Source organism: Halobacillus mangrovi, assembly GCF_002097535.1.
GTDB classification, from domain to species: Bacteria; Bacillota; Bacilli; order Bacillales; family Halobacillaceae; genus Halobacillus; species Halobacillus mangrovi_A.
Window position 1 is genome coordinate 15436 of sequence record NZ_CP020772.1, and the last position, 24347, is coordinate 39782.

Genomic DNA, 24347 nt, shown 5'->3' on the forward strand with positions numbered 1-24347 from the left:
CTTTCATCCCAAGATAACGAACACAAAATGTACATCATCGGGATTTACTTTCTTAAAATTCTAATAATAATACATAAAAAAAGAAGCACATGTTATACAAGTGCCTCTACTCATACATATCGCGAAGTCTCTCTAAATCTGCCAAAAACTTATGAATGTCCTCCTGACTCAACCTCACCAGTAATTGATCATATAAAGATAGAACCTGGCCATCTACTTCATCTTTATGTTTTTCTAAGTATTCATAGAGCTGATTGACTTGGTTTTCATTTAAAACCGATGTTGTCTGCAAATGTTTGACTTGGTTCAGTGTAAATTCTTCCTGCATTTCATTATACGAACCAGAAATAATCTGTCCTATTATTTCCATCCTCCATCACCTCAGGTCTTAGCTTGGACGTTTTAAAGTGATGTTAGTCATTATTTCTGCTTAGCTTCTTCCTCTTGTTTCAAAGATTCTTTCTCCACACGATCCATAAACTCTTGAACTACCTTATTATTGTTTTTCTTGCCCCCAAGTTTCATCACCGCTCTGCCAACAAAATTTGTTCCTTTATTTTGCCCTGAGTATATGAAGCGTGTGGTGGAGTCATCGACTTTTTCCAATGTAAAGGACAGATCGATTTCAAATGCCTTAGCTAAAACGAAGTTGATGCGTTTGTATTTCTTCTGTATAGTATCTTCAAAACCCCGTGTTTCGACGATGTAAGTTTCTACTCGCTTTCCTTCCTGATATTTTTGCTGGTATTTCGATCCTACTACTCCTTCTTCCATATGGACAGGTTTATTCTCAATCACTTTTGGCATAATCGTTGGCATGTTTTCCTCTCGAAACAACTGCCACACCGTTTCAATATTGGCATTAATCACACGTTCTTCTTTCCACTCAATCATTCTTCAGACTCCCTTCCAGACTCAATGAATTCATTGATATCCTCAATTTTTAACTGTAACTCCTCTATTTGATATTCAATATTTCTTTTTTTCTCAACCAATAACCTCTCCAAATTGGCAAAAGACTCATCGTTCATAACCGTCTTCATTTCCTGAATAGTGAGCCCGAATCCCCTTAGCTTATTCAATAACATAGCTAACAGATAGGAGCCATCATCGTAATAACGGTAGTTATTTTCTGGATTGATATAAGCAGGTTCTAAAAGCTCTACTTCTGCATAATACCTTAGCGTTTCTTTAGATAGACCCGTCAAATATGAAAATTCGCTCACTTTATACATCGTGACGCCTCCTTCTCTTCTATATCTTAAACTATGGGGTGCACCACACGGTCAACCTTTTCATAAAGAAGCCATTTTCCTTCCAATCATTCATAAAATAGAAATAGCGAGAAGGGGGAGAATTAAAATGAATGATAAAAAACCTCTTATTGTTGTGCCTGGTCTATTTGGATCAATGAGTAACAAAATTATACCAGGAACTGGGGGATGGAGCTTTGGACTAGCTGGTATGGTATATGAACCATTTATACTAATGCTGGAAACAATGGGGTATCGTCGTGATCAAAATCTATTCATTTGTTTTTATGACTGGAGTCAGCACATCGAACATTCTGCTCAACACTACCTTGCCAAAACAATCCGTTACGCTAAACAACAGACTGGTTCCGATGAGGTTAATATCGTTTCTCACAGTATGGGAGGCCTTGTTTCAAGGGCCTATGTGCAGGGACCAACCTATCAGAATGACGTAGATCAATTAATCATTTTATGTACACCGAATGCGGGATCCGCTCCCAATTACAGTTACTGGACGGAAGGGGAGCTTTCAGTGAATATTAACGGAAAATTTAACTTTGTCCATTTTTACATGAGATTTTATATTGATTACTTACAAAGACGGTATAGCACCAGTAAGACTGAAGCTATTCACCAACATTTTCACGGACTTCAGGATATCCTCCCTTCCTCTTACTATGGCAATTATCTAATCAACAATGCTAATGGAAACCGCCGCTTTGTGGAGTATTCTAAGATGAGAACAAAAAACCCTTTTCTCGATCAGCTCAACAACAACCGTGGGATTATCCAAAATCGCGGCATCCCTGTTACGATTATTGCAGGTACTGAAGAAGAAACGATCAACTATCTAGAAGTAGATGCCCCTACCTCTCAATGCCCAGATGGAAGAGTGGCAGGAGCAGCATTTACTAATCTTGGGGACGGCGATGCCACCCAACATAGTGTATTCTTGTTGGAAGGAGATCACTATACAATTAAAGGAACACACGTGGAAGTCCTTTATAAAAGCGAGAACATTCTTAGAAGTAAACTATGAATTTAAACTTGTTATGCTTATCTCCCACACGAGAGAACACCCTTTAGCGGTAAAGAAATCAGCTATAAAAAAAAGCTTGAGTCTAATGAAGACTCAAGCTTTCGATTATTATTCAACCGTAACACTTTTTGCAAGGTTACGTGGTTTATCTACGTCACAGTCACGGTGAAGGGCAGCATAGTAAGAGATTAGCTGTAACGGTACCACAGATACAAGTGGTGTCAGAAGGTCGTGGACGTGTGGGATAACAAAAGCATCTCCAGCTTTGTCTAAACCTTTCATGCTGACAATCATGCTGTTAGCACCACGAGCTTCAACCTCTTGGACGTTACCACGGATGGAATAGTTTACGTTTTCCTGTGTCGCAAGAGCGATGACAGGCGTACCTTCCTCGATTAGAGCGATCGTTCCGTGCTTCAATTCTCCTCCGGCAAATCCTTCAGCCTGGATGTAAGAGATTTCTTTCAGTTTAAGAGACCCTTCAAGACCTACATAGTAATCGATGCCACGACCGATGAAGAAACAGTTGCGTGTCGTTGGCAAGTATTCACGAGCCAGATCCTCAAGCTGCTCTTTCTGATCTGTGAGTGCTTCCATTGCATTGGCAACAATACCTAACTCTTGCATCGGATCGAAATCAAGTTCGATTCCTTTGGCACGTGCTGTATCAACCGCTAGGATTGCAAGAACAGCCATTTGAGCTGTGTAAGCTTTGGTAGAAGCTACGGCAATCTCTGGGCCAGCGTGCAAGTGCAGTGTATAATCTGCTTCACGGGAAAGGGTGGATCCAGGGACGTTCGTAATCGTCAACGCTGGGTGACCAAGTTCTTTTGTTTGGACAAGGACGGAACGGCTGTCGGCCGTTTCACCACTTTGTGAAATATAAACAAATAATGGCTTTTCTGATAGAAGCGGCATGTTATAAGAAAATTCACTAGCTACATGAACTTCTACTGGAATGTTCGCCAATTTTTCAATGAATTGTTTTCCAAGAAGTCCAGCATGATAACTTGTTCCTGCTGCAATAATATAAATGCGGTCGCAAGCCTTCATCGCCTCACGAACTTCAGGATCCAATTTAATTTCATCGTTCTCATTCTGGTATTCTTGGATGATACGACGGATAACGAAAGGCTGCTCATCGATTTCTTTCAGCATGAAATGAGGGTACGTCCCTTTTTCAATGTCTGAAGTATCGATTTCTGCCGTAAATGGTTCGCGTGTTACAGATGTACCGTCTACGTCTTGGATTTCAACTCCATCACGACGAACGATTACCGTTTCTTTATCCATAAGTTCTAAAAACTGATCCGTTACGTGAAGAGCTGCCATTGAATCACTAGCTACAACATTAAAGTCATCGCCAAGTCCTACTAGTAATGGGCTCTTGTTTTTGGCCACATAAATGGTATCTTCGTTTTCAGCGTCGATTAGAGCAATTGCATAAGAACCAGTCAAAAGCTGGACAGCTTTACGGAATGCAGCGGCAACATCGTTCATTTCATTGTGCAATACTTCAATCAGTTGAACGATAATTTCTGTATCTGTTTCACTTTTCAGCTCAACATCTGCAAGATACTCATCACGTACGTCCACATAGTTTTCAATTACTCCGTTGTGAACAATGGTGAATCGGCCTGATTTACTCTGGTGAGGGTGCGCATTTTCTTTACTCGGAGCACCGTGAGTCGCCCAGCGAGTGTGACCGATACCAAGCGTAGCTTTAACATTTTCATCTACGGCTTCTCTTAAAGTGGCGATACGTCCTTTCACTTTAAATACATCAACACCGCCTTGGTTCAGTGTTGCAATCCCCGCAGAATCATAACCGCGATATTCCAGCTTTTCTAGTCCATTAAGCAAAATTTCTTTCGTATCTTCTTGTCCAATATATCCTACAATTCCACACATAATTATTGTCCTCCTCAATCTTCTGAAGAAGGGCAACGAAAAGACATTTGAAAACAAGGGGCTATTCGTCGCCCCTCTCCCGTCGACATGTTAATTTATAGTCACTTTGTTTAAATGTTTTGGACAAAGAGTCGCCTCTTTGGTTTAACATTTAAACATTCGGTTGAAGTGTGGCAACCGGGAGGCATCCGCCGAATGCTCGATGAACCTCCTCCTCGTCAACTGTGTTTTCACCAAACACAGCCCTGGCGCTTTTATTACTATTTAATTGAACTTCTATCCTCCTTATACCGTTTGAATAAAAGCTCTCTACGTCATTTACCGGAAACAAAGACTTATAAACGTTTTCCGATAAATCTTTCAAGAACAAATCTCATTTTACCTGACAATCATTTCAAAGGTCAATCAAAATATCGACTCGTTAATAAAATGTAAGCCTGATGTAATATATGCGCAGGATACAGCCTCGTGCAGCCTGCGCAATTGTTCCTTATTCGTTCTCCATGCCCAATTCTTCAACGACCACTTGGACAACTTTATCCACGTATGTCTCACACTGTTCTTCTGTAGGAGCTTCTACCATGATACGAACAAGTGGTTCTGTACCGGAAGGACGGACAAGCACACGTCCGCTGTCACCCATTTCCTCTTCCACAGCTTGAATAGCTTCTTGAATACGCGGGTGAGTTTGCACGCGGTTTTTATCAATGACACGCACGTTTTTCAATACTTGCGGGAATTTTTCCATTTCACCAGCTAGTTCAGATAATGGCTTCCCTGTTTCTTTTATTACATTGACCAGTTGAAGAGCGGATAGCAGTCCATCTCCTGTTGTATTGTGATCAAGGAAGATGATATGACCGGACTGTTCGCCTCCAAGGTTATAACCACCACGACGCATTTCCTCCATAACATAACGATCGCCTACAGCAGTCTTGTCACTCTTCATTCCATTCGCTTCAATAGCTTTATAAAAGCCAAGGTTACTCATGACCGTAGATACCACCGTGGAATGGTTCAACGTTCCATGTTCGTTCATATGCTTTCCACATATGTACATGATGTAGTCTCCATCAACAATATTTCCTTTTTCGTCAACGGCAATTAAACGATCGCCATCGCCATCAAAAGCAAGACCGATATCTGCGCCTTTTTCTTTCACAAGATTTTGCAATGATTCAGGATGTGTCGATCCTACCCCATCATTGATATTCAGCCCATCAGGAGACGATCCGATAGAAGTAATATCTGCTTCTAAATCAGCAAACAAATGAGAGGCTAAGGATGATGTTGCTCCGTGTGCACAGTCAAGAGCTATATGCAAGCCGTCAAAATCATAATCAACTGTCTGCTTCAAGTACTGAAGGTATTTCTGACCGCCTTCAAAGTAATCATTAATCTGCCCGAGGTCTGACCCTGATGGACGAGGAAGGGTATCTTCTTCTGCATCAATCAATGCTTCGATCTCTTCTTCCTGAGCATCTGTCAGCTTGAAGCCGTCAGGACCGAAGAATTTGATTCCATTATCTTCGACCGGATTGTGAGAGGCAGAAATCATAATCCCCGCTTCCGCCTGAAGGGCTTTTGTGAGAAAAGCAACCCCTGGAGTGGAAATAACGCCTAGACGCATAACTTCTGCTCCGATGGAAAGAAGACCTGCAGCCAGGGCCCCTTCCAGCATTTCACCTGAGATTCGAGTGTCACGGCCAATCAAAATCTTTGGTCGCTGCACCTCTTTTGTTAATACATACCCGCCGTATCGTCCTAATTTAAATGCGAGTTCTGGTGTTAATTCTTTATTTGCTACGCCACGGACACCGTCCGTTCCGAAATATTTACCCATTAAATATCAACCTCTCTTTCTGTATTCCCGATGTTCCATCAACCTTTGTGGTTCTCTATCGAAAATCAAATTCATTTATTGAGTTTGCGAAGTACTTTCGTTTTCGTTTTCATCATCGACATCGATTTGCACCTCAATTGACTCCGGGTCGATTTCAGTCACGCCCTCTGGTACAGGGATATCGACCTCAACGGTTTCATCTTGAGTTACTTCCGTTAAATCAATTGGGATTTCCGGAAGGTTATCTATTTCAGAAATAACATCCTCTGGACCATAGACCGTAACTTCTGAAGTTTCCGTCGTAACTGAATTTACCACTACACCTTCAGGAGCTCCTCCTTGAGGTTCTATTTCAATTCCTACTTGCTTCTGACGTTTAGAAATCGGTACTGAAACATTAACTGTAGTAGGATCAACTAAGACATTCAGTTCGTTTCCTTGATTATCATACACCTTCACAGGGGCTTCTTCATTTTCTACCGCTTCCTCAGTATTACTGACATCAATGATCGCTTTGACAGAAGCCACACGATTCACGACAGAAGAGGAACCAGTAATCGTAACCTGTGAAGGATCTACTTTTGGCTCACCAAGGCTCAGCTCGTTGCTAAGCTGTCTTTCATTGATGTAGTCGACATTGACCTCATAATCTTCGCTGACTTTCTCCTCAATTGTTACTTCAATGGTTTTGGGTTCAATTCTCACATCCAACTGATTCGATATCCCTGAATGTTGGAGTGACACTTCATGAGTGCCAGGACCAAGACCATTTAAATCAACAAACACAGTAAAGTTCTTCTGTCTGACTACTGGGGCAAGCGTGCTGGCCGGGCCTTCCACTCTTACAGATACTTCTTGAGGCAAGCCGCTTACGACATACTCTTCGCTATTAAAGCGAATTTCAAGCGGGATATTCTCCATCACTTCCATATCAGAAGAAGTATCATTAAAGAACAAGGAATCAGAATCCATGTTATCATCTACGTTCACCGTCACCCATAATAATCCTGCAAGAATCAAGGAAATGATACGGATGAACCAAACGCTTTTAAACCAGTTATCCATTCTTTTTCCCCCTCCAGTTCCAGGATTTTACCGCAGGGGCGGAGTAATCTAGTTCAGTTCGCAGAATCTCTTCCAGCTTTTCTTGATCGATATCGCGATGTAATTCACCGTTTTTCGTGCAAGAAATCGCTCCGGTTTCTTCTGAAACGACGATGGTCAGCGCGTCCGTTACTTCACTAATTCCCATCGCTGCCCGGTGCCTTGTGCCCAGCTCTTTGGAAATAAAGGGGCTTTCTGATAAAGGCAGGTAACAAGCCGCAGCTACGATTTCGTCATCTTTAAGTATAACAGCGCCGTCGTGCAGCGGTGTATTCGGTATAAAGATATTGGTCAGCAGTTCACTTGAAAGATGTCCACCGACTCTTATTCCCGTTTCCACATAGTCTCCCATACCTGTGTCTCGCTCAATCGTTATCAAAGCACCAATTCGACGCTTGGCCATATAATGACAGGATTTAATAATGGCCTGAATGGACTTCTCTGTATCTTCTTCTTCAGATGTATTCCTGCTGAAGAAACTTCCCCGTCCAAGCTGTTCCAATGCTCGTCTTAGCTCTGGCTGGAACAGGATGATAATGGCAAGAAAACCCCATGTGATCGCCTGTGACATCAGCCACCGTAATGTGGTCAGTCCAAATAAATTACTCAATAACCATATTCCCAGGACAACGAAGATCCCTTTTAACAATTGGACCGCTTTTGTTCCTTGGATCAGCATGATTAATTTATATACAACAAACCAGACAAGGGCGATATCAACAGCTATTAAGAAATAATCTAATACATCAAATCCCCCATCAAGCATGCCTACACTTCCTTTTATTAAGAAATAAAGCTATTTTTAGAAAATTTTTGACCTGTACTATTATATCACATTTCGAATGTCTTCGAATATGAGAAGATATCTTTAGAAGAAAAGCGGAACATGCGCCTCTTTTCCCAAAAGAATTCTAAGGAGCGATAACTTATTGCCCCTTTTCCTTAACAAAGCGTAGAATTGACGACCTTCACCTGAGAGTATAAAGAAAAAGAATATTCTCTCCTACATAAAAAACCAGGATGGTGAAACCACCCCGGTCATTATTTAATGAATTAGATCCTAATTTGAATCAACGGAAAATATATCACTGACCACATTTTTCGTATGGTACCACATCCACTCGAAGACCTGGTTAACTTCCGTCAATTCACCTGTATAAGCGCGAAGGTTGGAAGAATCCAGCCCTTGGTTCATGTTCTGATTTTCCTCGTCCAGAATATCACCATTAATAATGGTCACATCCCCATCAATCTTTCCTTCAATTCTCAAATCACCATTTCGGACGACAAGATCGCCTTTAACCGTAACACCTTCAGGAACAATGACCGTATTGTCTCTGATTTCTAAATTCTCTTGCTTTGAAACCGTAACTTGATGATCTTGATTCCATGCGGTTAACACACTGCTGAACATTAAAATAAAAAAGACAGCGGCAGCGGTTAAAATCGGGTGCTTCTGAAATAGGCGGGCGTAATTCTTCTTCTTTTTCTCTTTAGGAAGATTAGCCATTACATTAGCCGTAAAATTGTTCGGGGCAGATACAGGGCCTGTGTTTTTAATTAATGTTGTCGTTTTTTTCAGTTCATGAAAATGATTCTGGCAGGATGGACAAACTTGTAAATGTTCACGCAGTCGTCTCTCTTCTTCTTTATTTAGATCACCATCCATGTATTTATGCATGAGTGCAACAGCTTCTTTATTGCATTTCATAATTCCCTCTCAACTCCTTTACACGTGTCGAAGCCTTTTGCGTAAAGCTTCCCTGCCTCGATGCACTCTGGTTTTTACTGTTCCTACTGGAATATCTAGGACTTCAGCAATTTCCTGTAGAGCCAATTCATCTAAATATCTCAGCACTATAACACTTCGATACTTAGGCGGCAAGGCTAAAATTTCTCGATGAATATAAGTTTGAAGTTCCAGACTTTCTACTTCCTCCTCGGGCAATGCCTGATCAGCAGCCAGTTGAGAATACATATCCAATCCGTCTGTCCCTTTCACTTCTGCATCGAGATGATAATCCGGCTTTTTTTTACGTATCCTATCGATCGTCAAATTAGTGGCAATTCGATAAAGCCACGTAGAAAATTTCCTGCGATTATCAAACGTGTGAATGTTCGTATAAGCTCTAATAAAGGCCTCTTGTGCAAGATCTTCCGCTTCATAAGCGTTCCCAATCATACGAAAACAGATGTGATAAACTTTATTCTGATAAAAAGATACAATGTCTTCAAATGCTGATTGGTCACCTTTTTTTACTTCTTTAATTTTCTGTTTAATCATGGTTTCCATCTGCTATACCTCCGCTATTGTTGCGGTCGATATCCTTTACGGATGACCCCACCCCTAGGTTTCATAAAAATATATATTTTTAATTACTAATATAAGTTTAACTCTTTTTATTATCGGATATAAGAGAGTAGATGTAAAAAATTGCATTGGAGGAATTACAAACATGAAGCGAGAAGTTATTTTGGTTAAGGAAATCGAACATTGTCGTTCTGAGATGAATCGTGTGGCTCGCGTACATCCGCTGACTTCTCCTGAGGTATTGAGAATGAGTATTCGCCTTGATCATTTAATGAACGAATATGAAGGATTAAAACAAAAAAGACAGCAACCTGCCTATAGAGAGGCAAGTTACTGCTAAGATAATTAGATAGATTATTTTAAGCTTTCTCCAAAAAGAGATCCCATCAAACCGACTGCTAATGTAGCGGTCTTATTTTTTTCGTCAAGAATAGGGTTAACCTCTACGAATTCCGCTGATGTAATCATTTCAGATTGGAACAACATTTCCATTGCCAGGTGACTTTCACGGTAGCTTAATCCACCAAGTACTGGAGTTCCCACCCCTGGCGCTTCATTAGGATCCAATCCATCTAAATCAAGACTCAAATGTACACCATCCGTACGGTCTTTCAAGTAATCGACTGCTTCTTCCATCACTTTAGTCATCCCCATACGGTCAACCTCATGCATTGTGTACACTTTAATTCCTTTTTCCTTAATCAACACACGTTCACCCTCGTCTAATGAACGCGCACCAATAATGATGACGTTTTCAGGTTTGATTTTAGGTTCATGGCCGTAGATGTTCGTAAGCTTTTCATGACCGATTCCTAAACTAACAGCTAGAGGCATACCATGAATATTTCCGGAAGGAGAACTATCTCCTGTGTTTAAATCGCCGTGTGCATCGTACCAGATAACCCCTAGATTATCATAATGCTTAGAAATTCCTGCTAGTGTACCCATCGCGATACTATGGTCACCGCCCAGCACAAGAGGAAAGCGTCCGCCTTCTACCACCTGATCAACCTTCTCAGCTAAACGCTCAGTACCTTCAGCAATCTCATTTAAGTTACGCAGATTATCCTGTTTAGGATTGGCTTCTTGAGCGGGACGCGGGATTTCAATATCACCTAAATCTTCAATGTCATATTTCAATTGAGATAATCGCTCAATCATACCGGCGTAGCGGATGGCACTTGGCCCCATATCGACCCCTCTGCGCATTTGACCTAAATCCATAGGAACACCTATTACAGAAAGTTGTTTATTCATTCAAGTCTCCTCCTTTAATCAATACTTTAATTGTATCCGTTTTTACAGGAATGACTCAACTGGACAAGAAAGTGTATATATATACGTATTCTGCCATGTAAACGCCTATAATATTGCATTTTTACAAACTCTATGTACCTTATCCAATGACACAGGTTAAATAATCAGGACAAAATCACATAACAGAATTTTATAATTTCTTGCACATAAAAAAACTGACACCAATATGATGTCAGTTTTATCGTCGGTTATTGAAGTTAAAGCTAGTAATGGAAATTAAGTATGGTGGAGCCTAGCGGGATCGAACCGCTGACCTCCTGCGTGCAAAGCAGGCGCTCTCCCAGCTGAGCTAAGGCCCCGTATGGAGCGGGAGACGGGATTCGAACCCGCGACCCCCACCTTGGCAAGGTGGTGTTCTACCACTGAACTACTCCCGCTTAATCTTGCTTATTCTTTCAAAAATTTATATCAATACCCTAAAATACCAAATTAATAGAAATGAGCCATGAAGGATTCGAACCTTCGACCCTCTGATTAAAAGTCAGATGCTCTACCAACTGAGCTAATGGCTCATGTTAAAAAACTAAATTCTTTCCGATTACATCTAATCTATGTACCCATGTTCGTGATTGGTTAATCGACTTTGAACATCGTAAACCAAATTAAAAAATGGCTGGGCCAGCTGGATTCGAACCAGCGCATGACGGTACCAAAAACCGTTGCCTTACCGCTTGGCTATGGCCCAACAGTTACAAACATAGTATAGACTCTGTATCAGAAATTATACTCTAAATAACCAATGTTTTTTCATAAAAATAAGCTGATCAAATGAATGCCAGCAAATTTAATAAATGGTGGAGGGAGTAGGACTCGAACCTACGAACCCGATGGGAGCGGATTTACAGTCCGCCGCGTTTGGCCAACTTCGCTATCCCTCCACGATTTAAAAGTATAAAAACTCTTAGTGGTGCCGGCCAGAGGACTTGAACCCCCAACCTACTGATTACAAATCAGTTGCTCTGCCAGTTGAGCTAGGCCGGCTAACTATAAAGTTAAATGGTGGAGGATGCAGGGATCGAACCTGCGACCCCTTGCTTGTAAGGCAAGTGCTCTCCCAGCTGAGCTAATCCTCCATATTGTTGGTGACCCGTACGGGATTCGAACCCGTGTTACCGCCGTGAAAGGGCGGTGTCTTAACCACTTGACCAACGGGCCTAGCGTTCTTCTCAGAGCTTCCAGCCGGATTTGAACCGGCGACCCCTTCCTTACCATGGAAGTGCTCTACCACTGAGCTATGGAAGCAAGTGGCTCCAACGGTAGGATTCGAACCTACGACCGATCGGTTAACAGCCGATTGCTCTACCACTGAGCTACGTTGGAATAATGAAAAGCATAAAGATAAGAATGACGTGGCGGCGTCCTACTCTCACGGGGATCGACCCGACTACCATCGGCGCTGAAGAGCTTAACTGCTGTGTTCGGCATGGGAACAGGTGTGACCTCTTCGCCTTCACCACCACATCATATAAAGTTTGAGGTGAACCCTCAAAACTGGATAAGAATCACAAACATCGGAAACGGTCTTTCATGGTAGATAGATAAGTCGTCGATCAATTAGTATCCGTCAGCTGCACGTGTCACCACGCTTCCACCTCGGACCTATCAACCTCATCGTCTCTGAGGGATCTTATTACCTTATAGGTAAGGGAAATCTCATCTCAAGGAGGGCTTCATGCTTAGATGCTTTCAGCACTTATCCCGACCACACGTAGCTACCCAGCTGTGCTCCTGGCGGAACAACTGGTACACCAGCGGTGTGTCCATCCCGGTCCTCTCGTACTAAGGACAGCTCCTTTCAAATTTCCAACGCCCACGACGGATAGGGACCGAACTGTCTCACGACGTTCTGAACCCAGCTCGCGTACCGCTTTAATGGGCGAACAGCCCAACCCTTGGGACCGACTACAGCCCCAGGATGCGATGAGCCGACATCGAGGTGCCAAACCTCCCCGTCGATGTGGACTCTTGGGGGAGATAAGCCTGTTATCCCCGGGGTAGCTTTTATCCGTTGAGCGACGGCCCTTCCATGCGGAACCGCCGGATCACTAAGCCCGACTTTCGTCCCTGCTCGACTTGTAGGTCTCGCAGTCAAGCTCCCTTGTGCCTTTACACTCTGCGAATGATTTCCAACCATTCTGAGGGAACCTTTGGGCGCCTCCGTTACCTTTTGGGAGGCGACCGCCCCAGTCAAACTGCCCACCTGACACTGTCTCCGGACCGGATCACGGTCCTGGGTTAGAATGTCCGTACAGCCAGGGTAGTATCCCACCAGCGCCTCCACCGAAGCTAGCGCTCCGGCTTCCAAGGCTCCTACCTATCCTGTACAAGCTGTACCAACATTCAATATCAGGCTACAGTAAAGCTCCACGGGGTCTTTCCGTCCTGTCGCGGGTAATGTGCATCTTCACACATAGTATAATTTCACCGGGTCTCTCGTTGAGACAGTGCCCAAGTCGTTGCACCTTTCGTGCGGGTCGGAACTTACCCGACAAGGAATTTCGCTACCTTAGGACCGTTATAGTTACGGCCGCCGTTTACTGGGGCTTCGGTTCAACGCTTCGCTTGCGCTAACGCATCCCCTTAACCTTCCAGCACCGGGCAGGTGTCAGCCCCTATACTTCGCCTTACGGCTTCGCAGAGACCTGTGTTTTTGGTAAACAGTCGCTTGGGCCTTTTCACTGCGGCTCCTCGGCAGAGGAGCACCCCTTCTCCCGAAGTTACGGGGTCATTTTGCCGAGTTCCTTAACGAGAGTTCTCCCGCTCACCTTAGGATCCTCTCCTCGTCTACCTGTGTTGGTTTGCGGTACGGGCACCTCTTTCCTCACTAGAGGATTTTCTTGGCAGTGTGAACTCAGGAGCTTCGGTACTTTAGTTCCCTCCCCATCACAGCTTGACGTTGCCGGACGGATTTGCCTATCCGACCGTCTCACTGCTTGGACGCGCTCATCCAATGGCGCGCTCTCCTTATCCTCCTGCGTCCCCCCGTCGTTCAAACGGAAAGGAGGTGGTACAGGAATATCAACCTGTTGTCCATCGCCTACGCCTTTCGGCCTCGGCTTAGGTCCCGACTAACCCTGAGAGGACGAGCCTTCCTCAGGAAACCTTAGACTTTCGGTGAAAGAGATTCTCACTCTTTTTTCGCTACTCATACCGGCATTCTCACTTCTAAGCGCTCCACCAGTCCTTACGGTCTGACTTCACGGCCCTTAGAACGCTCTCCTACCACTGATCGTAAGATCAATCCGCAGCTTCGGTGGTGTGTTTAGCCCCGGTACATTTTCGGCGCAGAGTCACTCGACCAGTGAGCTATTACGCACTCTTTCAATGATGGCTGCTTCTAAGCCAACATCCTGGTTGTCTAAGCAACTCCACATCCTTTTCCACTTAACACACACTTGGGGACCTTAGCTGGCGGTCTGGGCTGTTTCCCTTTCGACCATGAACCTTATCACCCACGGTCTGACTCCCAGGACAAAGTCGATGGCATTCGGAGTTTGACTGAATTCGGTAACCCGATAGGGGCCCCTCGTCCAATCAGTGCTCTACCTCCATGACTTTCTATCCTGAGGCTAGCCCTAAAGCTATTTCGGAGAGAACCAGCTATCTCCGTGTTCGATTGGCATTTCACCCCTACCCACACCTCATCCCCGTAATTTTCAACTTACGTGGGTTCGGACCTCCAGTCAGTGTTACCTGACCTTCATCCTGGACATGGGTAGATCACACGGTTTCGGGTCTACGACCGCATACTCACTCGCCCTATTCAGACTCGCTTTCGCTGCGGCTCCGCTTCTGCGGCTTAACCTCGCATACGGTCGTAACTCGCCGGTTCATTCTACAAAAGGCACGCCGTCACCCATAAACGGGCTCCGACTACTTGTAGGCACACGGTTTCAGGTTCTCTTTCACTCCCCTTCCGGGGTGCTTTTCACCTTTCCCTCACGGTACTGGTTCACTATCGGTTACTAGGGAGTATTTAGCCTTGGGAGATGGTCCTCCCGGATTCCGACGGAATTCCTCGTGTTCCGCCGTACTCAGGATCCACTCCGGAGGAAGGAAGGTTTTGACTACAGGGCTGTTACCCTCTATGGCTGAGCTTTCCAGCTCGATTCGTCTACCTTCCTTCTTGGTAACTCCAATGGAGTGTCCTACAACCCCAGAGAGCAAGCTCTCTGGTTTGGGCTGTTTCCGTTTCGCTCGCCGCTACTTGGGAAATCGCGTTTGCTTTCTCTTCCTCCGGGTACTGAGATGTTTCAGTTCCCCGGGTGTGCCGTCCTATACCTATGGATTCAGTATAGGACACTGTTCCATTACGAACAGTGGGTTTCCCCATTCGGAAATCTCCGAGTCAAAGCCTACTTACGGCTCGTCGAAGCATTTCGGTGTTAGTCCCGTCCTTCATCGGCTCCTAGTACCAAGGCATCCACCGTGCGCCCTTATTCACTTAACTATCTTGTGAAAAGACGTTGTTTCAATTGATGTTTGATGTCTTGTCATCATCAGGATTATCGAAAGATAATGCCTGATCATGTCTTATCCAGTTTTCAAGGTTCATCCCATTATTAGGGTTGAATATAAAACACAAAATAAGTTTTGTGTTTAAATAATCATTTAAATGGTGGAGCCTAGCGGGATCGAACCGCTGACCTCCTGCGTGCAAAGCAGGCGCTCTCCCAGCTGAGCTAAGGCCCCGTTTTGAATGGTGGGCCTGAGTGGACTTGAACCACCGACCTCACGCTTATCAGGCGTGCGCTCTGACCAACTGAGCTACAGGCCCATTCAATGAAAGGCAAAACATATTTTCATAGCTTTGATCTCTCAAAACTGAACAACCAACCATGTACGTTTCCGTTTCTATCCTTAGAAAGGAGGTGATCCAGCCGCACCTTCCGATACGGCTACCTTGTTACGACTTCACCCCAATCATTGGCCCCACCTTCGGCGGCTGGCTCCAAATGGTTACCTCACCGACTTCGGGTGTTGCCAACTCTCGTGGTGTGACGGGCGGTGTGTACAAGGCCCGGGAACGTATTCACCGCGGCATGCTGATCCGCGATTACTAGCGATTCCGGCTTCATGCAGGCGAGTTGCAGCCTGCAATCCGAACTGAGAATGGTTTTATGGGATTTGCTACACCTCGCGGCTTCGCTGCCCTTTGTACCATCCATTGTAGCACGTGTGTAGCCCAGGTCATAAGGGGCATGATGATTTGACGTCATCCCCGCCTTCCTCCGGTTTGTCACCGGCAGTCACCTTAGAGTGCCCAACTGAATGCTGGCAACTAAGATTAGGGGTTGCGCTCGTTGCGGGACTTAACCCAACATCTCACGACACGAGCTGACGACAACCATGCACCACCTGTCACTTGGTCCCCGAAGGGAAATCCCTATCTCTAGGGAGGTCCAAGGATGTCAAGACCTGGTAAGGTTCTTCGCGTTGCTTCGAATTAAACCACATGCTCCACCGCTTGTGCGGGCCCCCGTCAATTCCTTTGAGTTTCAGCCTTGCGGCCGTACTCCCCAGGCGGAGTGCTTAATGCGTTAACTTCAGCACTAAGGGGTGGAAGCCCCCTAACACCTAGCACTCATCGTTTACGGCGTGGACTACCAGGGTATCTAATCCTGTTTGCTACCCACGCTTTCGCACCTCAGCGTCAGAGACAGACCAGAGAGTCGCCTTCGCCACTGGTGTTCCTCCACATATCTACGCATTTCACCGCTACACGTGGAATTCCACTCTCCTCTTCTGTCCTCAAGTTCCCCAGTTTCCAATGACCCTCCACGGTTGAGCCGTGGGCTTTCACATCAGACTTAAGAAACCGCCTGCGCGCGCTTTACGCCCAATAATTCCGGACAACGCTTGCCCCCTACGTATTACCGCGGCTGCTGGCACGTAGTTAGCCGGGGCTTCCTCGTTAGGTACCGTCAAGGTACCGCTCTATTCGCACGGTACTTGTTCTTCCCTAACAACAGAACTTTACGATCCGAAGACCTTCATCGTTCACGCGGCGTTGCTCCGTCAGACTTTCGTCCATTGCGGAAGATTCCCTACTGCTGCCTCCCGTAGGAGTCTGGGCCGTGTCTCAGTCCCAGTGTGGCCGATCACCCTCTCAGGTCGGCTACGCATCGTCGCCTTGGTGAGCCTTTACCTCACCAACTAGCTAATGCGCCGCGGGCCCATCTGTAAGTGATAGCTAAAAGCCATCTTTCAACTCTCCTCCATGCGGAAGAAAGTGTTACCCGGCATTAGCCCCGGTTTCCCGGGGTTATTCCGGTCTTACAGGCAGGTTGCCCACGTGTTACTCACCCGTCCGCCGCTCGTTCCACGAGCGTCACCCCCGAAGGGGATCAGCTCGCTTCCCGCGCTCGACTTGCATGTATTAGGCACGCCGCCAGCGTTCGTCCTGAGCCAGGATCAAACTCTCCATAAAAAGTAAAGTTTGACTTGCTCATTTGCACACCGAATGTGCTTGTTGCTTTTCTTCTTTAAATAAGAAGAAATAATTGACGTACTGGTTGATTCGTTCAGTTTTCAAAGATCAAATGTTTTGTTCGCCGCTCAAAACAGCGACTTAATTAATATATCATGGTTAGTCGTTTAAGTCAACAACTTTTTCATGATTTTTTGTGAGCCGTTCTCGGCTTTGCCGCTTCTCTTTTAAAGCGACGCTTACTAATTTATCATGGTTTGTTATTGCTGTCAATAACTTTTTTCATGATTTTTTTCTCGGTACTTTATGACTTGCTGATGTGCGCTCGTCTTTCCCGACAACGATTAATAATATAGCATAGAACAAAAGCGAATTGCAATACTTTCTATCAATTTTTCTTATCTTTTATCAAAAAGTCTTCCATATCCTTTTGACACCAAACAAAGACCCCGGAAAACAACCGGGGTTTTTGTTCATCTGGTTTAGTTTTGTTTTTTCTTACGTGGCAGATATTGAAGTATTTCATCACGATTGGCAAACCTACGGAAAATTTGGAACAGAACTTCATATCGGTCTTCCATTGCATTCTTCAAATTTTGATCAATTCTATGATCACCCAAATCAAACATAATCTCTTCCATTTCTCTTTTTAGCAAATACTCGACTTCGCGTCTCTCTTGCTCATTAATCATTATTCCGTACATCACCAGAACCTCCCTGATTAGCAACTCTTTATATTTTTACCCTATTTTCAGTATTTTTAGCATAGGTTGTCCGTTTTTTCATATGTATAGAACATATTGGTAAGAAGGGAAGTGAAGGGATTGACTTTTTACACGTGGAAAGCTAATCGTTTAAAAAAGTATGGAATCGTCGTAATACTGGCTTTGTTCTGTGCTGTTATGCTCTGGATTGGTCAGTGGAGTCAACTTCCTGTTTTTTCGAATAATGGTGAACCCAAGGCCCTGAGTCAAGGCAGTAAGGATCAATCCCTTGTGGCGCTAACCTTTAACATTAGCTGGGGAAACGACAAGGTCCACGAAATCCTGAAACAACTGGAAACTCATAAGACACAAGCTACTTTTTTTGTCAGTGGGGAGTGGGCGGAACGACACCCTGATATAATGAATGAAATTCAAGAAGGTAAACATGAGATAGGCATGATGGGTTATGGGTATGAGAGTTATCTTGAACTGAAACCCGAGCAAGTGGCTGCCGATTTAAGACAAGCAAGAGAAGCGTTTGATAAATTGGGATATAAGGATGTGAAGTGGATACGCCCACCTCACGGCCACATGGATACGGAGGTCTTGAAGCTGATTGAAAAGGAGGGAATGCAGGCTGTCCAATGGAGTGTGAATCCCCGTGACTGGGAAAACCCTGGCACAAACGAGATTATAGACCAAGTATTAAATAAGGGGTCAAAAGGTGATATCATCCTTCTTCACGCTTCAGATTCAGTGAAGCAGACCCCTAAAGCACTTGAAGTCATACTTCCAGGTTTAAAACAAAAAGGATTAAAGTTGGTAAGCATTACGGAATTAGTCAGTGGCAGTGAATCAAAAACAACTCAAATTAATTAATGAAAGCCACTGCGAAGAACTCGCAGTGGCTTTTGTTATTTTATGCAGTTTTTTTCTGTTCATTCGTCAATCGATGCAAGAGTAACAATTGATAGGTGTTACACGCAAACAAAGAAATAATCATTAGCCAAATGTAATCATTCCCACCTGCTCTCAGTGCTGGCACCCACTCCACTGTTGTGACGACAACCATAAAAAATAAAGCAGGAATAAACGCGGTTTTATTTGTTTCTTTTGCTTTGACCCACGCCACAATCAAGGATAGAGCAAGCAAACACAGAGCTGTGATCAAAAAAGGCCATAAGGATGCCTCTTCAGCAGCTTGATATCTGAAGTAAACCAGATCGAATAATGTAAAAGCAACTAAGAACAACTGAACAGGCGTCCATAACGAACGGAAAACACCTTTTCCAAATTGATTAACTGTCAAATATGCAAAAAAGCCCATTTGACTTATGATACTGAATATAAAACCGAATCCCGTAAAAAATAACAACAATCCAATTAGTTCAATGAACTGAAAAGGTTGAAGCACATCCACGTATGCTTCTTTTTTAAATATAAAACTGGTCACGAGTGTTAATACTCCGCCAAGCAACAGCGTCGTTAAAAACAGCCTCACCCATTTGCGACTATTCACGCATGTTCCCCCTATTACAAAGACTTCACCATCGTATTTTATCATGAAGCGCTTCATTTTTCCTCATATCGTATAAAATTTGTCGAATAGCAGATAGTAAAGATAAGGAGAACTAAAGAAAGGGGACATGCAAGATGTCCATACTCCGATTGTTGTGTCCTGTCTTCCTTCTTGTTTTCCTAGCTGCCTGTGGCGGCAACGCGGGAGCAAGTGAACAGGCGGACTACGATACAACAAAGAAAATGATTGTCGATATTTTGAAAACTGATGACGGGAAAAAGGCCATTACGGAAGTTCTGTCTGATGAAAAGATGCAGCAATCGATGGCCCTCGAATCGGAAGTTGTATCTCAAGCCGTTAGTGACACATTAGTTTCAGAAAAAGGAAAAGAATTCTGGACCAAACTGTTTTCTGATCCTAAATTCGTCCAAGATTTCAGCACAGTCCTTAAAGATCAACAAAAAGACTTAACAAAAGGACTTATGAAAGATGCTGAATATCAGAAGCTGATGATTGATTTATACAAAAACCCAGAAATGATGGAACAAATGGTTACCGTAATGGAAGGCCAGAAGTTCCGTGCTCACCTCGAAAAAACGATCGAAGAAACAGTAAACAGTCCTGTATTCCAAGCCAAGATGAGCGAAACCTTGTTAAAAGCTGCTGAAAAAATGAAAAGCGGCGAAGGGCAACAAGGTGGTCAAGACGGACAGGGCGGTCAAGGCGGAGGCCAGCAATCCGGCGAATCTGGCGGCGGACAAGGCGAAGGCCAAAGCGGACAATCTTAATAAAAAATCACGCGATCCCGTTATGGGAAAGCGTGATTTTTTATTTAATATTTGGAAATAATCTTTGCAGCCATATTCCTATAGATGACCCCTGTCGGATGATCAGCCTGATATACAGATGGAGCAAATACATCCTCTTCTTCATAAGGTTGCTGCAAAGGAATGTGCCCTAATACATCTGTCTGCAGCTGTTCAGCCAACTTCACACCGCCTCCACGACCGAAGACGAATTCTTTGTTCCCTGTTTCTTTACTTTCAAAGTAAGCCATGTTTTCTACGACTCCAAGAATTTCGTGGTCTGTTTTCAGGGCCATTTGACCTGCACGGGCAGCTACGAATGCCGCTGTCGGGTGTGGAGTTGTAACGATAATTTCCTTCGAGGACGGAAGCATAGAGTGGACATCAAGAGCCACATCTCCCGTTCCTGGCGGCAGATCAAGAAGTAAATAATCAAGATCTCCCCATTCAACTTCCTTAAAGAAGCTTGTCAGCATTTTCCCTAACATAGGCCCACGCCAAATAATCGGAGAATTATCCTCGACGAAAAAGCCCATGGACACTAATTTCACACCGAAGCGTTCAACTGGGATGATCTTTTCACCACGAACAACAGGACGTTCCTCGACTCCCATCATATCCGGTACACTGAATCCGTAGATATCAGCATCGATGATTCCAACTTTTTTTCCTAAACGAGTCAGAGCAACCGCTAAATTAACGGTAACTGTTGATTTGCCTACGCCACCTTTACCACTGGCAATAGAGATGAATTTTGTATCTGCACCGCCATCCAGCAATGAAGCTTCTTGTTGCTTCTCTGCTTCTGGCTGGAATTTGTTGAGAACCTCATCTGGTAATTGATCAAAACGGAGACCGACCGTAGCCGCACCGCCGCTCTTCAGGGCATTAACAATCGTTTGCTGAAGCTCCATTTGTTCAGCCGTGTTGGTTTTCGCAATTAATATCTTCACACTTACATGGTTTTTCTCTTCTTTAATCTTTATCTCTTCAACCCCACCGGTTTCTTCCAACGTTTTATGTAAAAACGGATCTTCGATTGAGTTTAGGATTTCAAGTACTTTCTCTTGTGTTAGCAAACCGTTTCACCATCCTTAGAAATGTTTCAGTAGTGCTAGTATAACATACATGAAACGCTTTCTAAGTGATTTGCTTCAATCAATCGCTGGAAGGATATTCACGTTCAGTCACGTAACGTAAGACACCCTGATAAATGGATGCGGCCATCTTACGCTGATAATCATCCGACTTCAACAATTCACGTTCTTCAGGATTGGACAAAAACCCCGCCTCAACTAAAGCGCCGGGAACTTTCACGTTCCGTAGTAGGTAAATATTTGATAATCCAAGAGCTTCTCTTGTCGTATTCTCAAGGTTAGTTTTTATTTCAGATTGAATAAACTTAGCCAAATATTCGCTTTCATCCATATTGGGGTTATAAAATGTTTGAGCACCTCTCCATTTCGAAGATGGAATCGCATTTAAATGGATACTTAAGTAGAAGTCAGCTTCCTTTTCATCGATATATTGGACACGGTTTCTAATATCTTCAGATTTCCTTCTGGACAAACTGCCTGCACCCTCAGAAGATAAATCTGTATCTTCATACCTCGTTAAATATACAAGGGCTCCCGCTTCTTGAAGATAGTCTCTTAGGTATTCACTCATCTGCAAAGTGATTTCTTTCTCTTGTGTTCCATCCGACCCTTCCGCTCCGCCATCCGGGCCTCCATGACCAGGATCTATAACGATAACCTTTCCTGAAAGCGGTGATGACCAAACCGTCCAGGCATCTTTGGCCTCCTGGATGGGATATGATACAAGCCAAACGAGAGCTACTATTCCCGCTAACCACACGAATGTTTTCATACGACGAATCATCCATCCCCACACTCCCTTGTACTCTCTATCTCACTATATGGGACAAGAACAAGAAATATGATTCGTTGACCACTTAGACCATGCCCTCCCTCAGGTCATCCAGAATCTGGATGACCTGAGGTGACTTTATTTGGAAGTAGCAGAGCACAAAAAAGCCCCCAACCAAATTGGTTGAGAGCCTTTGAAACGTTGATATCTTAACGCTTGGAGAATTGTGGTGCACGACGAGCACCTTTAAGACCGTATTTCTTACGCTCTTTCATACGTGCGTCACGAGTTAGAAGACCTGCACGCTTAAGTGTTGTGCGGTATTCAGGATCTGCTTCTAATAGTGCACGAGCGATTCCGTGACGGATTGCACCCGCTTGTCCAGTGAAACCTCCACCATGAACGTTTACGTACACGTCATAGCTTCCTTCAGTTTCTGTAACAGCTAGAGGCTGTTTCAAAATCATGCGAAGAGTTTCATATGGGAAGAAATCTTCAGCATCACGTTTATTAACTACTACACGACCAGTTCCAGGGACTAGGCGTACACGAGCTGTAGAGCTCTTACGACGTCCAGTACCAGTGTATTGTACTTGTGCCACTCTTGATTACCTCCTTTTATTATCCGCGAAGTTCGTAAACTTCTGGTTGTTGTGCTTCATGTTTGTGTTCAGAGCCAGCGTAAACATGAAGTTTTTTGCCCATTTTACGTCCAAGACTTCCTTTTGGAAGCATACCTTTTACAGCAAGTTCTAGCATTTGCTCAGGGTATTTATTACGCATTTCGTTTGCCGTACGGGATTTCAAGCCACCAGGGTGGTTTGAGTGACGATAATAGACCTTATCGTTGATCTTGTTTCCTGTTAGTTGAATCTCACCAGCGTTAATGATGATAACGTGATCACCAGTATCTACGTGTGGAGTGTATGTCGGTTTGTTCTTACCGCGAAGGATCGCAGCAACTTCGCTTGCTAAACGGCCAAGTGTCTGTCCTGCAGCGTCGACAACATACCATTTACGTTCCACGTTGTTTTCATTTGCCATGAAAGTTGTGCGCATGTCGGTTTCCCTCCTGAATTGTTAGTTTCACAAATCTTTAGTTACGAATATTTATCTCAAATACGATTAGTTTCCGGGGCTAATCGTGGTATAGAAATAAAATGCCATAGAATATAATATAACACTCTAATCACTGATGTCAAGAGGTGTACACCAGGAATCGTTGTTTTTTTATAAATTAATTGTGGAATCGCCTTGGTAGCCCCGACAAGCGATGTAGATGAAGTGTTTTCCCTCCACGTAATCGATAGACTTGAGACCTCGAGGGGGTAGGCGACTGGCTAGCGACGCACGGTATCCTTTTTTTATCAACGAATGCTGATATATATCGGCATTCGCCGATAAAGGGCCCTCAATCGCTTATATATATCGATGTTCGCTGATATCCACTGCTTCTTCGCCGATATGTCTTCTCCTCGACGCATTCAATCCTCATCATAGAAAACTTCCCGCAAAAACAGCCCTTGAGGAGGCGCCGTCTTTCCTGCAGCCTCACGTTCCTTAGCTTCAATGATCATAGGAATTTCACCAGGGTCTCTGTCATGGCGTCCAACTTCTACCAGGGTTCCTACTAAAATACGAACCATATTATATAAAAACCCTGAGCCTCTGAATACAAAGACCAGCTCCTCTCCCTCTTTTTGAACAGAAGCTTCATGAATCAACCGGATTTTGTCTCCCTTTATATCGGTTCGTGGCGAACAGAAGGAAGTGAAATCATGCTCTCCTTCAATATACTTACACGCTTGCTGCATTGCCGCTACATCTAAATCAGCTTTTATATGGTAACGATAGTGTCTTTTGAAAATATTCGGTTCTTGGTCGTTCCAAATAAAGTAGCGGTATTCTTTCCCTTTTGCATCATAACGGGCGTGAAAATCTCGGCCTACCTGCTCCACAGATAAAATGTAAATATCCTGAGGCAGCATTGAAGAAAGTGCCCGCTTCCAATTTTCGACGGGGATATTCAAATCGGTATCAAAATGAATGACTTGTCCGAGCGCATGAACACCAGAATCGGTTCTGCCCGATGCCGTCACTTTAACTTTTCGTCCCTTATGCATTTTGGATAGTGCTTTTTCCAGCTCAGCCTGCACCGTATTCCCGTTTGGCTGTATTTGATAGCCAGCATAATTGGTGCCATCGTACTGGATAATCGCTTTTAAACGCTCCATGGTTTTT

21 protein-coding genes, 12 tRNA genes and 3 rRNA genes are annotated in these 24347 nt (G+C 44.1%); 4 read left to right on the forward strand and 32 right to left on the reverse strand.

Translation table 11 applies throughout. The features are described from left to right. Positions 1 to 106: 106 nt before the first annotated feature. Genes HM131_RS00085 through HM131_RS00095 form a run of 3 tightly spaced genes read right to left on the reverse strand, consistent with a single transcriptional unit; the run spans position 107 to position 1235 of the window. Positions 107 to 370 carry a hypothetical protein gene (locus HM131_RS00085; protein ID WP_085026812.1) on the reverse strand — a complete coding sequence of 88 codons (264 nt, stop codon included), beginning with the start codon at positions 368 to 370 and terminating at the stop codon, positions 107 to 109. 50 nt (positions 371 to 420) lie between these two features. Further along, entirely contained in the window at positions 421 to 894 is a 474-nt protein-coding gene (locus tag HM131_RS00090; RefSeq protein ID WP_085026814.1) for an SRPBCC family protein, read from the reverse strand. Further along, positions 891 to 1235 (reverse strand): MerR family transcriptional regulator, encoded by a 345-nt coding sequence (locus HM131_RS00095; RefSeq protein WP_085026816.1) that lies wholly within the window; start codon positions 1233 to 1235, stop codon positions 891 to 893. The genes HM131_RS00090 and HM131_RS00095 overlap by 4 nt, the downstream gene beginning before the upstream one ends. A gap of 127 nt (positions 1236 to 1362) precedes the next feature. Between HM131_RS00095 and HM131_RS00100 the strand changes: the two genes are divergently transcribed. Beyond that, complete coding sequence (locus HM131_RS00100) at positions 1363 to 2292, forward strand: lipase family alpha/beta hydrolase (protein WP_085026818.1); 930 nt, start codon at positions 1363 to 1365, stop codon at positions 2290 to 2292. A 108-nt stretch (positions 2293 to 2400) separates the two neighbouring features. Here HM131_RS00100 and glmS read toward each other — a convergent pair whose 3' ends face one another. From glmS to sigW, 6 genes are all read right to left on the reverse strand, one after another. Further along, on the reverse strand, positions 2401 to 4203 hold the full coding sequence (gene glmS, locus HM131_RS00105) for a glutamine--fructose-6-phosphate transaminase (isomerizing) (protein WP_085026820.1): 1803 nt from the start codon (positions 4201 to 4203) through the stop codon (positions 2401 to 2403). Positions 4204 to 4693: 490 nt separating this feature from the next. Then, positions 4694 to 6046 carry a phosphoglucosamine mutase gene (gene glmM, locus HM131_RS00115; protein ID WP_085026824.1) on the reverse strand — a complete coding sequence of 451 codons (1353 nt, stop codon included), beginning with the start codon at positions 6044 to 6046 and terminating at the stop codon, positions 4694 to 4696. Between the two features lie 75 nt (positions 6047 to 6121). Next, complete coding sequence (locus HM131_RS00120; RefSeq protein ID WP_085026826.1) at positions 6122 to 7111, reverse strand: CdaR family protein; 990 nt, start codon at positions 7109 to 7111, stop codon at positions 6122 to 6124. Then, on the reverse strand, positions 7104 to 7916 hold the full coding sequence (gene cdaA, locus HM131_RS00125; RefSeq protein ID WP_085026828.1) for a diadenylate cyclase CdaA: 813 nt from the start codon (positions 7914 to 7916) through the stop codon (positions 7104 to 7106). Before cdaA ends, HM131_RS00120 begins: the two co-directional genes overlap by 8 nt. A 294-nt stretch (positions 7917 to 8210) precedes the next feature. Beyond that, positions 8211 to 8861, reverse strand: a complete 651-nt coding sequence (locus HM131_RS00130) for an anti-sigma factor family protein (protein ID WP_085026830.1) — start codon at positions 8859 to 8861, stop codon at positions 8211 to 8213. Between the two features lie 18 nt (positions 8862 to 8879). Continuing rightward, on the reverse strand, positions 8880 to 9443 hold the full coding sequence (sigW, locus tag HM131_RS00135; protein WP_085026831.1) for an RNA polymerase sigma factor SigW: 564 nt from the start codon (positions 9441 to 9443) through the stop codon (positions 8880 to 8882). 163 nt (positions 9444 to 9606) lie between these two features. On the opposite strand from sigW, the gene HM131_RS00140 reads away from it, so the two are divergent. Beyond that, positions 9607 to 9801: an aspartyl-phosphate phosphatase Spo0E family protein gene (locus HM131_RS00140; RefSeq protein WP_085026833.1), complete on the forward strand. Its 195-nt coding sequence runs from the start codon at positions 9607 to 9609 to the stop codon at positions 9799 to 9801. Positions 9802 to 9815: 14 nt separating this feature from the next. On the opposite strand, the gene rocF is transcribed toward HM131_RS00140, so the two are convergent. From rocF to HM131_RS00225, 17 genes are all read right to left on the reverse strand, one after another. Further along, the gene (rocF, locus tag HM131_RS00145) at positions 9816 to 10718 is read right to left on the reverse strand and encodes an arginase (RefSeq protein WP_085026835.1); all 903 of its coding nucleotides are present in this window, start codon (positions 10716 to 10718) and stop codon (positions 9816 to 9818) included. Between the two features lie 283 nt (positions 10719 to 11001). Continuing rightward, positions 11002 to 11077, reverse strand: a tRNA-Ala gene (locus HM131_RS00150). A 3-nt stretch (positions 11078 to 11080) separates the two neighbouring features. Next, positions 11081 to 11155: transfer RNA gene (locus HM131_RS00155), tRNA-Gly, on the reverse strand. A gap of 62 nt (positions 11156 to 11217) precedes the next feature. Next, a tRNA-Lys gene (locus HM131_RS00160) sits at positions 11218 to 11290 on the reverse strand. Between the two features lie 98 nt (positions 11291 to 11388). Then, a tRNA-Gln gene (locus tag HM131_RS00165) sits at positions 11389 to 11463 on the reverse strand. A gap of 107 nt (positions 11464 to 11570) precedes the next feature. Then, positions 11571 to 11656: transfer RNA gene (locus tag HM131_RS00170), tRNA-Tyr, on the reverse strand. A gap of 27 nt (positions 11657 to 11683) precedes the next feature. Then, a tRNA-Thr gene (locus tag HM131_RS00175) sits at positions 11684 to 11759 on the reverse strand. 16 nt (positions 11760 to 11775) lie between these two features. Then, positions 11776 to 11851 (reverse strand) — tRNA-Val (locus tag HM131_RS00180). Positions 11852 to 11858: 7 nt separating this feature from the next. Next, positions 11859 to 11933, reverse strand: a tRNA-Glu gene (locus tag HM131_RS00185). Positions 11934 to 11948: 15 nt separating this feature from the next. Further along, positions 11949 to 12020 (reverse strand) — tRNA-Thr (locus HM131_RS00190). Positions 12021 to 12023: 3 nt separating this feature from the next. Continuing rightward, positions 12024 to 12098, reverse strand: a tRNA-Asn gene (locus HM131_RS00195). A 27-nt stretch (positions 12099 to 12125) separates the two neighbouring features. Beyond that, positions 12126 to 12239 (reverse strand): 5S ribosomal RNA (gene rrf / locus HM131_RS00200). Between the two features lie 73 nt (positions 12240 to 12312). Beyond that, a 23S ribosomal RNA gene (locus HM131_RS00205) occupies positions 12313 to 15228 on the reverse strand. Between the two features lie 166 nt (positions 15229 to 15394). Beyond that, a tRNA-Ala gene (locus HM131_RS00210) sits at positions 15395 to 15470 on the reverse strand. Between the two features lie 8 nt (positions 15471 to 15478). Beyond that, positions 15479 to 15555 (reverse strand) — tRNA-Ile (locus tag HM131_RS00215). A gap of 87 nt (positions 15556 to 15642) precedes the next feature. After that, positions 15643 to 17208 (reverse strand): 16S ribosomal RNA (locus HM131_RS00220). The 16S, 23S and 5S rRNA genes sit together here with 12 tRNA genes alongside, the layout of an rRNA operon. Positions 17209 to 17690: 482 nt before the next feature. Further along, complete coding sequence (locus HM131_RS00225) at positions 17691 to 17912, reverse strand: hypothetical protein (protein ID WP_085026837.1); 222 nt, start codon at positions 17910 to 17912, stop codon at positions 17691 to 17693. Between the two features lie 111 nt (positions 17913 to 18023). On the opposite strand from HM131_RS00225, the gene pdaB reads away from it, so the two are divergent. Continuing rightward, positions 18024 to 18791: a polysaccharide deacetylase family sporulation protein PdaB gene (pdaB, locus tag HM131_RS00230; RefSeq protein WP_332308725.1), complete on the forward strand. Its 768-nt coding sequence runs from the start codon at positions 18024 to 18026 to the stop codon at positions 18789 to 18791. Positions 18792 to 18831: 40 nt separating this feature from the next. Here pdaB and HM131_RS00235 read toward each other — a convergent pair whose 3' ends face one another. Beyond that, positions 18832 to 19431 carry a KinB-signaling pathway activation protein gene (locus HM131_RS00235; protein ID WP_085026841.1) on the reverse strand — a complete coding sequence of 200 codons (600 nt, stop codon included), beginning with the start codon at positions 19429 to 19431 and terminating at the stop codon, positions 18832 to 18834. 134 nt (positions 19432 to 19565) lie between these two features. Here HM131_RS00235 and gerD point away from each other — a divergent pair, with 134 nt between their 5' ends. Then, positions 19566 to 20219, forward strand: a complete 654-nt coding sequence (gene gerD / locus HM131_RS00240) for a spore germination lipoprotein GerD (RefSeq protein ID WP_085026843.1) — start codon at positions 19566 to 19568, stop codon at positions 20217 to 20219. 44 nt (positions 20220 to 20263) lie between these two features. On the opposite strand, the gene HM131_RS00245 is transcribed toward gerD, so the two are convergent. The 5 genes from HM131_RS00245 to truA form a co-directional block, all read right to left on the reverse strand. Beyond that, positions 20264 to 21316, reverse strand: a complete 1053-nt coding sequence (locus tag HM131_RS00245; protein WP_085026845.1) for an Mrp/NBP35 family ATP-binding protein — start codon at positions 21314 to 21316, stop codon at positions 20264 to 20266. Positions 21317 to 21395: 79 nt separating this feature from the next. After that, positions 21396 to 22118, reverse strand: coding sequence for an N-acetylmuramoyl-L-alanine amidase CwlD (gene cwlD / locus HM131_RS00250; RefSeq protein WP_085026847.1), 723 nt, complete (start codon positions 22116 to 22118; stop codon positions 21396 to 21398). Positions 22119 to 22315: 197 nt separating this feature from the next. Then, a complete protein-coding gene (gene rpsI / locus HM131_RS00255; RefSeq protein WP_035545137.1) occupies positions 22316 to 22708 on the reverse strand; it encodes a 30S ribosomal protein S9 in 393 nt (130 codons plus the stop codon). A gap of 19 nt (positions 22709 to 22727) precedes the next feature. Beyond that, positions 22728 to 23165, reverse strand: a complete 438-nt coding sequence (gene rplM, locus HM131_RS00260) for a 50S ribosomal protein L13 (protein WP_085026848.1) — start codon at positions 23163 to 23165, stop codon at positions 22728 to 22730. 425 nt (positions 23166 to 23590) lie between these two features. Continuing rightward, entirely contained in the window at positions 23591 to 24340 is a 750-nt protein-coding gene (truA, locus tag HM131_RS00265) for a tRNA pseudouridine(38-40) synthase TruA (protein WP_085026850.1), read from the reverse strand. Positions 24341 to 24347 lie beyond the last annotated feature (7 nt).

What these genes read in the sequence shown, in the direction of transcription:
- HM131_RS00085 (WP_085026812.1), bottom strand. Translation starts at nt 370, where the DNA reads ATGGAAATAATAGGACAGATTATTTCTGGTTCGTATAATGAAATGCAG.
- HM131_RS00090 (WP_085026814.1), bottom strand. Translation starts at nt 894, where the DNA reads ATGATTGAGTGGAAAGAAGAACGTGTGATTAATGCCAATATTGAAACG.
- HM131_RS00095 (WP_085026816.1), bottom strand. Translation starts at nt 1,235, where the DNA reads ATGTATAAAGTGAGCGAATTTTCATATTTGACGGGTCTATCTAAAGAA.
- HM131_RS00100 (WP_085026818.1), top strand. Translation starts at nt 1,363, where the DNA reads ATGAATGATAAAAAACCTCTTATTGTTGTGCCTGGTCTATTTGGATCA.
- glmS (WP_085026820.1), bottom strand. Translation starts at nt 4,203, where the DNA reads ATGTGTGGAATTGTAGGATATATTGGACAAGAAGATACGAAAGAAATT.
- glmM (WP_085026824.1), bottom strand. Translation starts at nt 6,046, where the DNA reads ATGGGTAAATATTTCGGAACGGACGGTGTCCGTGGCGTAGCAAATAAA.
- HM131_RS00120 (WP_085026826.1), bottom strand. Translation starts at nt 7,111, where the DNA reads ATGGATAACTGGTTTAAAAGCGTTTGGTTCATCCGTATCATTTCCTTG.
- cdaA (WP_085026828.1), bottom strand. Translation starts at nt 7,916, where the DNA reads ATGCTTGATGGGGGATTTGATGTATTAGATTATTTCTTAATAGCTGTT.
- HM131_RS00130 (WP_085026830.1), bottom strand. Translation starts at nt 8,861, where the DNA reads ATGAAATGCAATAAAGAAGCTGTTGCACTCATGCATAAATACATGGAT.
- sigW (WP_085026831.1), bottom strand. Translation starts at nt 9,443, where the DNA reads ATGGAAACCATGATTAAACAGAAAATTAAAGAAGTAAAAAAAGGTGAC.
- HM131_RS00140 (WP_085026833.1), top strand. Translation starts at nt 9,607, where the DNA reads ATGAAGCGAGAAGTTATTTTGGTTAAGGAAATCGAACATTGTCGTTCT.
- rocF (WP_085026835.1), bottom strand. Translation starts at nt 10,718, where the DNA reads ATGAATAAACAACTTTCTGTAATAGGTGTTCCTATGGATTTAGGTCAA.
- HM131_RS00225 (WP_085026837.1), bottom strand. Translation starts at nt 17,912, where the DNA reads ATGTACGGAATAATGATTAATGAGCAAGAGAGACGCGAAGTCGAGTAT.
- gerD (WP_085026843.1), top strand. Translation starts at nt 19,566, where the DNA reads ATGTCCATACTCCGATTGTTGTGTCCTGTCTTCCTTCTTGTTTTCCTA.
- cwlD (WP_085026847.1), bottom strand. Translation starts at nt 22,118, where the DNA reads ATGATTCGTCGTATGAAAACATTCGTGTGGTTAGCGGGAATAGTAGCT.
- rplM (WP_085026848.1), bottom strand. Translation starts at nt 23,165, where the DNA reads ATGCGCACAACTTTCATGGCAAATGAAAACAACGTGGAACGTAAATGG.
- truA (WP_085026850.1), bottom strand. Translation starts at nt 24,340, where the DNA reads ATGGAGCGTTTAAAAGCGATTATCCAGTACGATGGCACCAATTATGCT.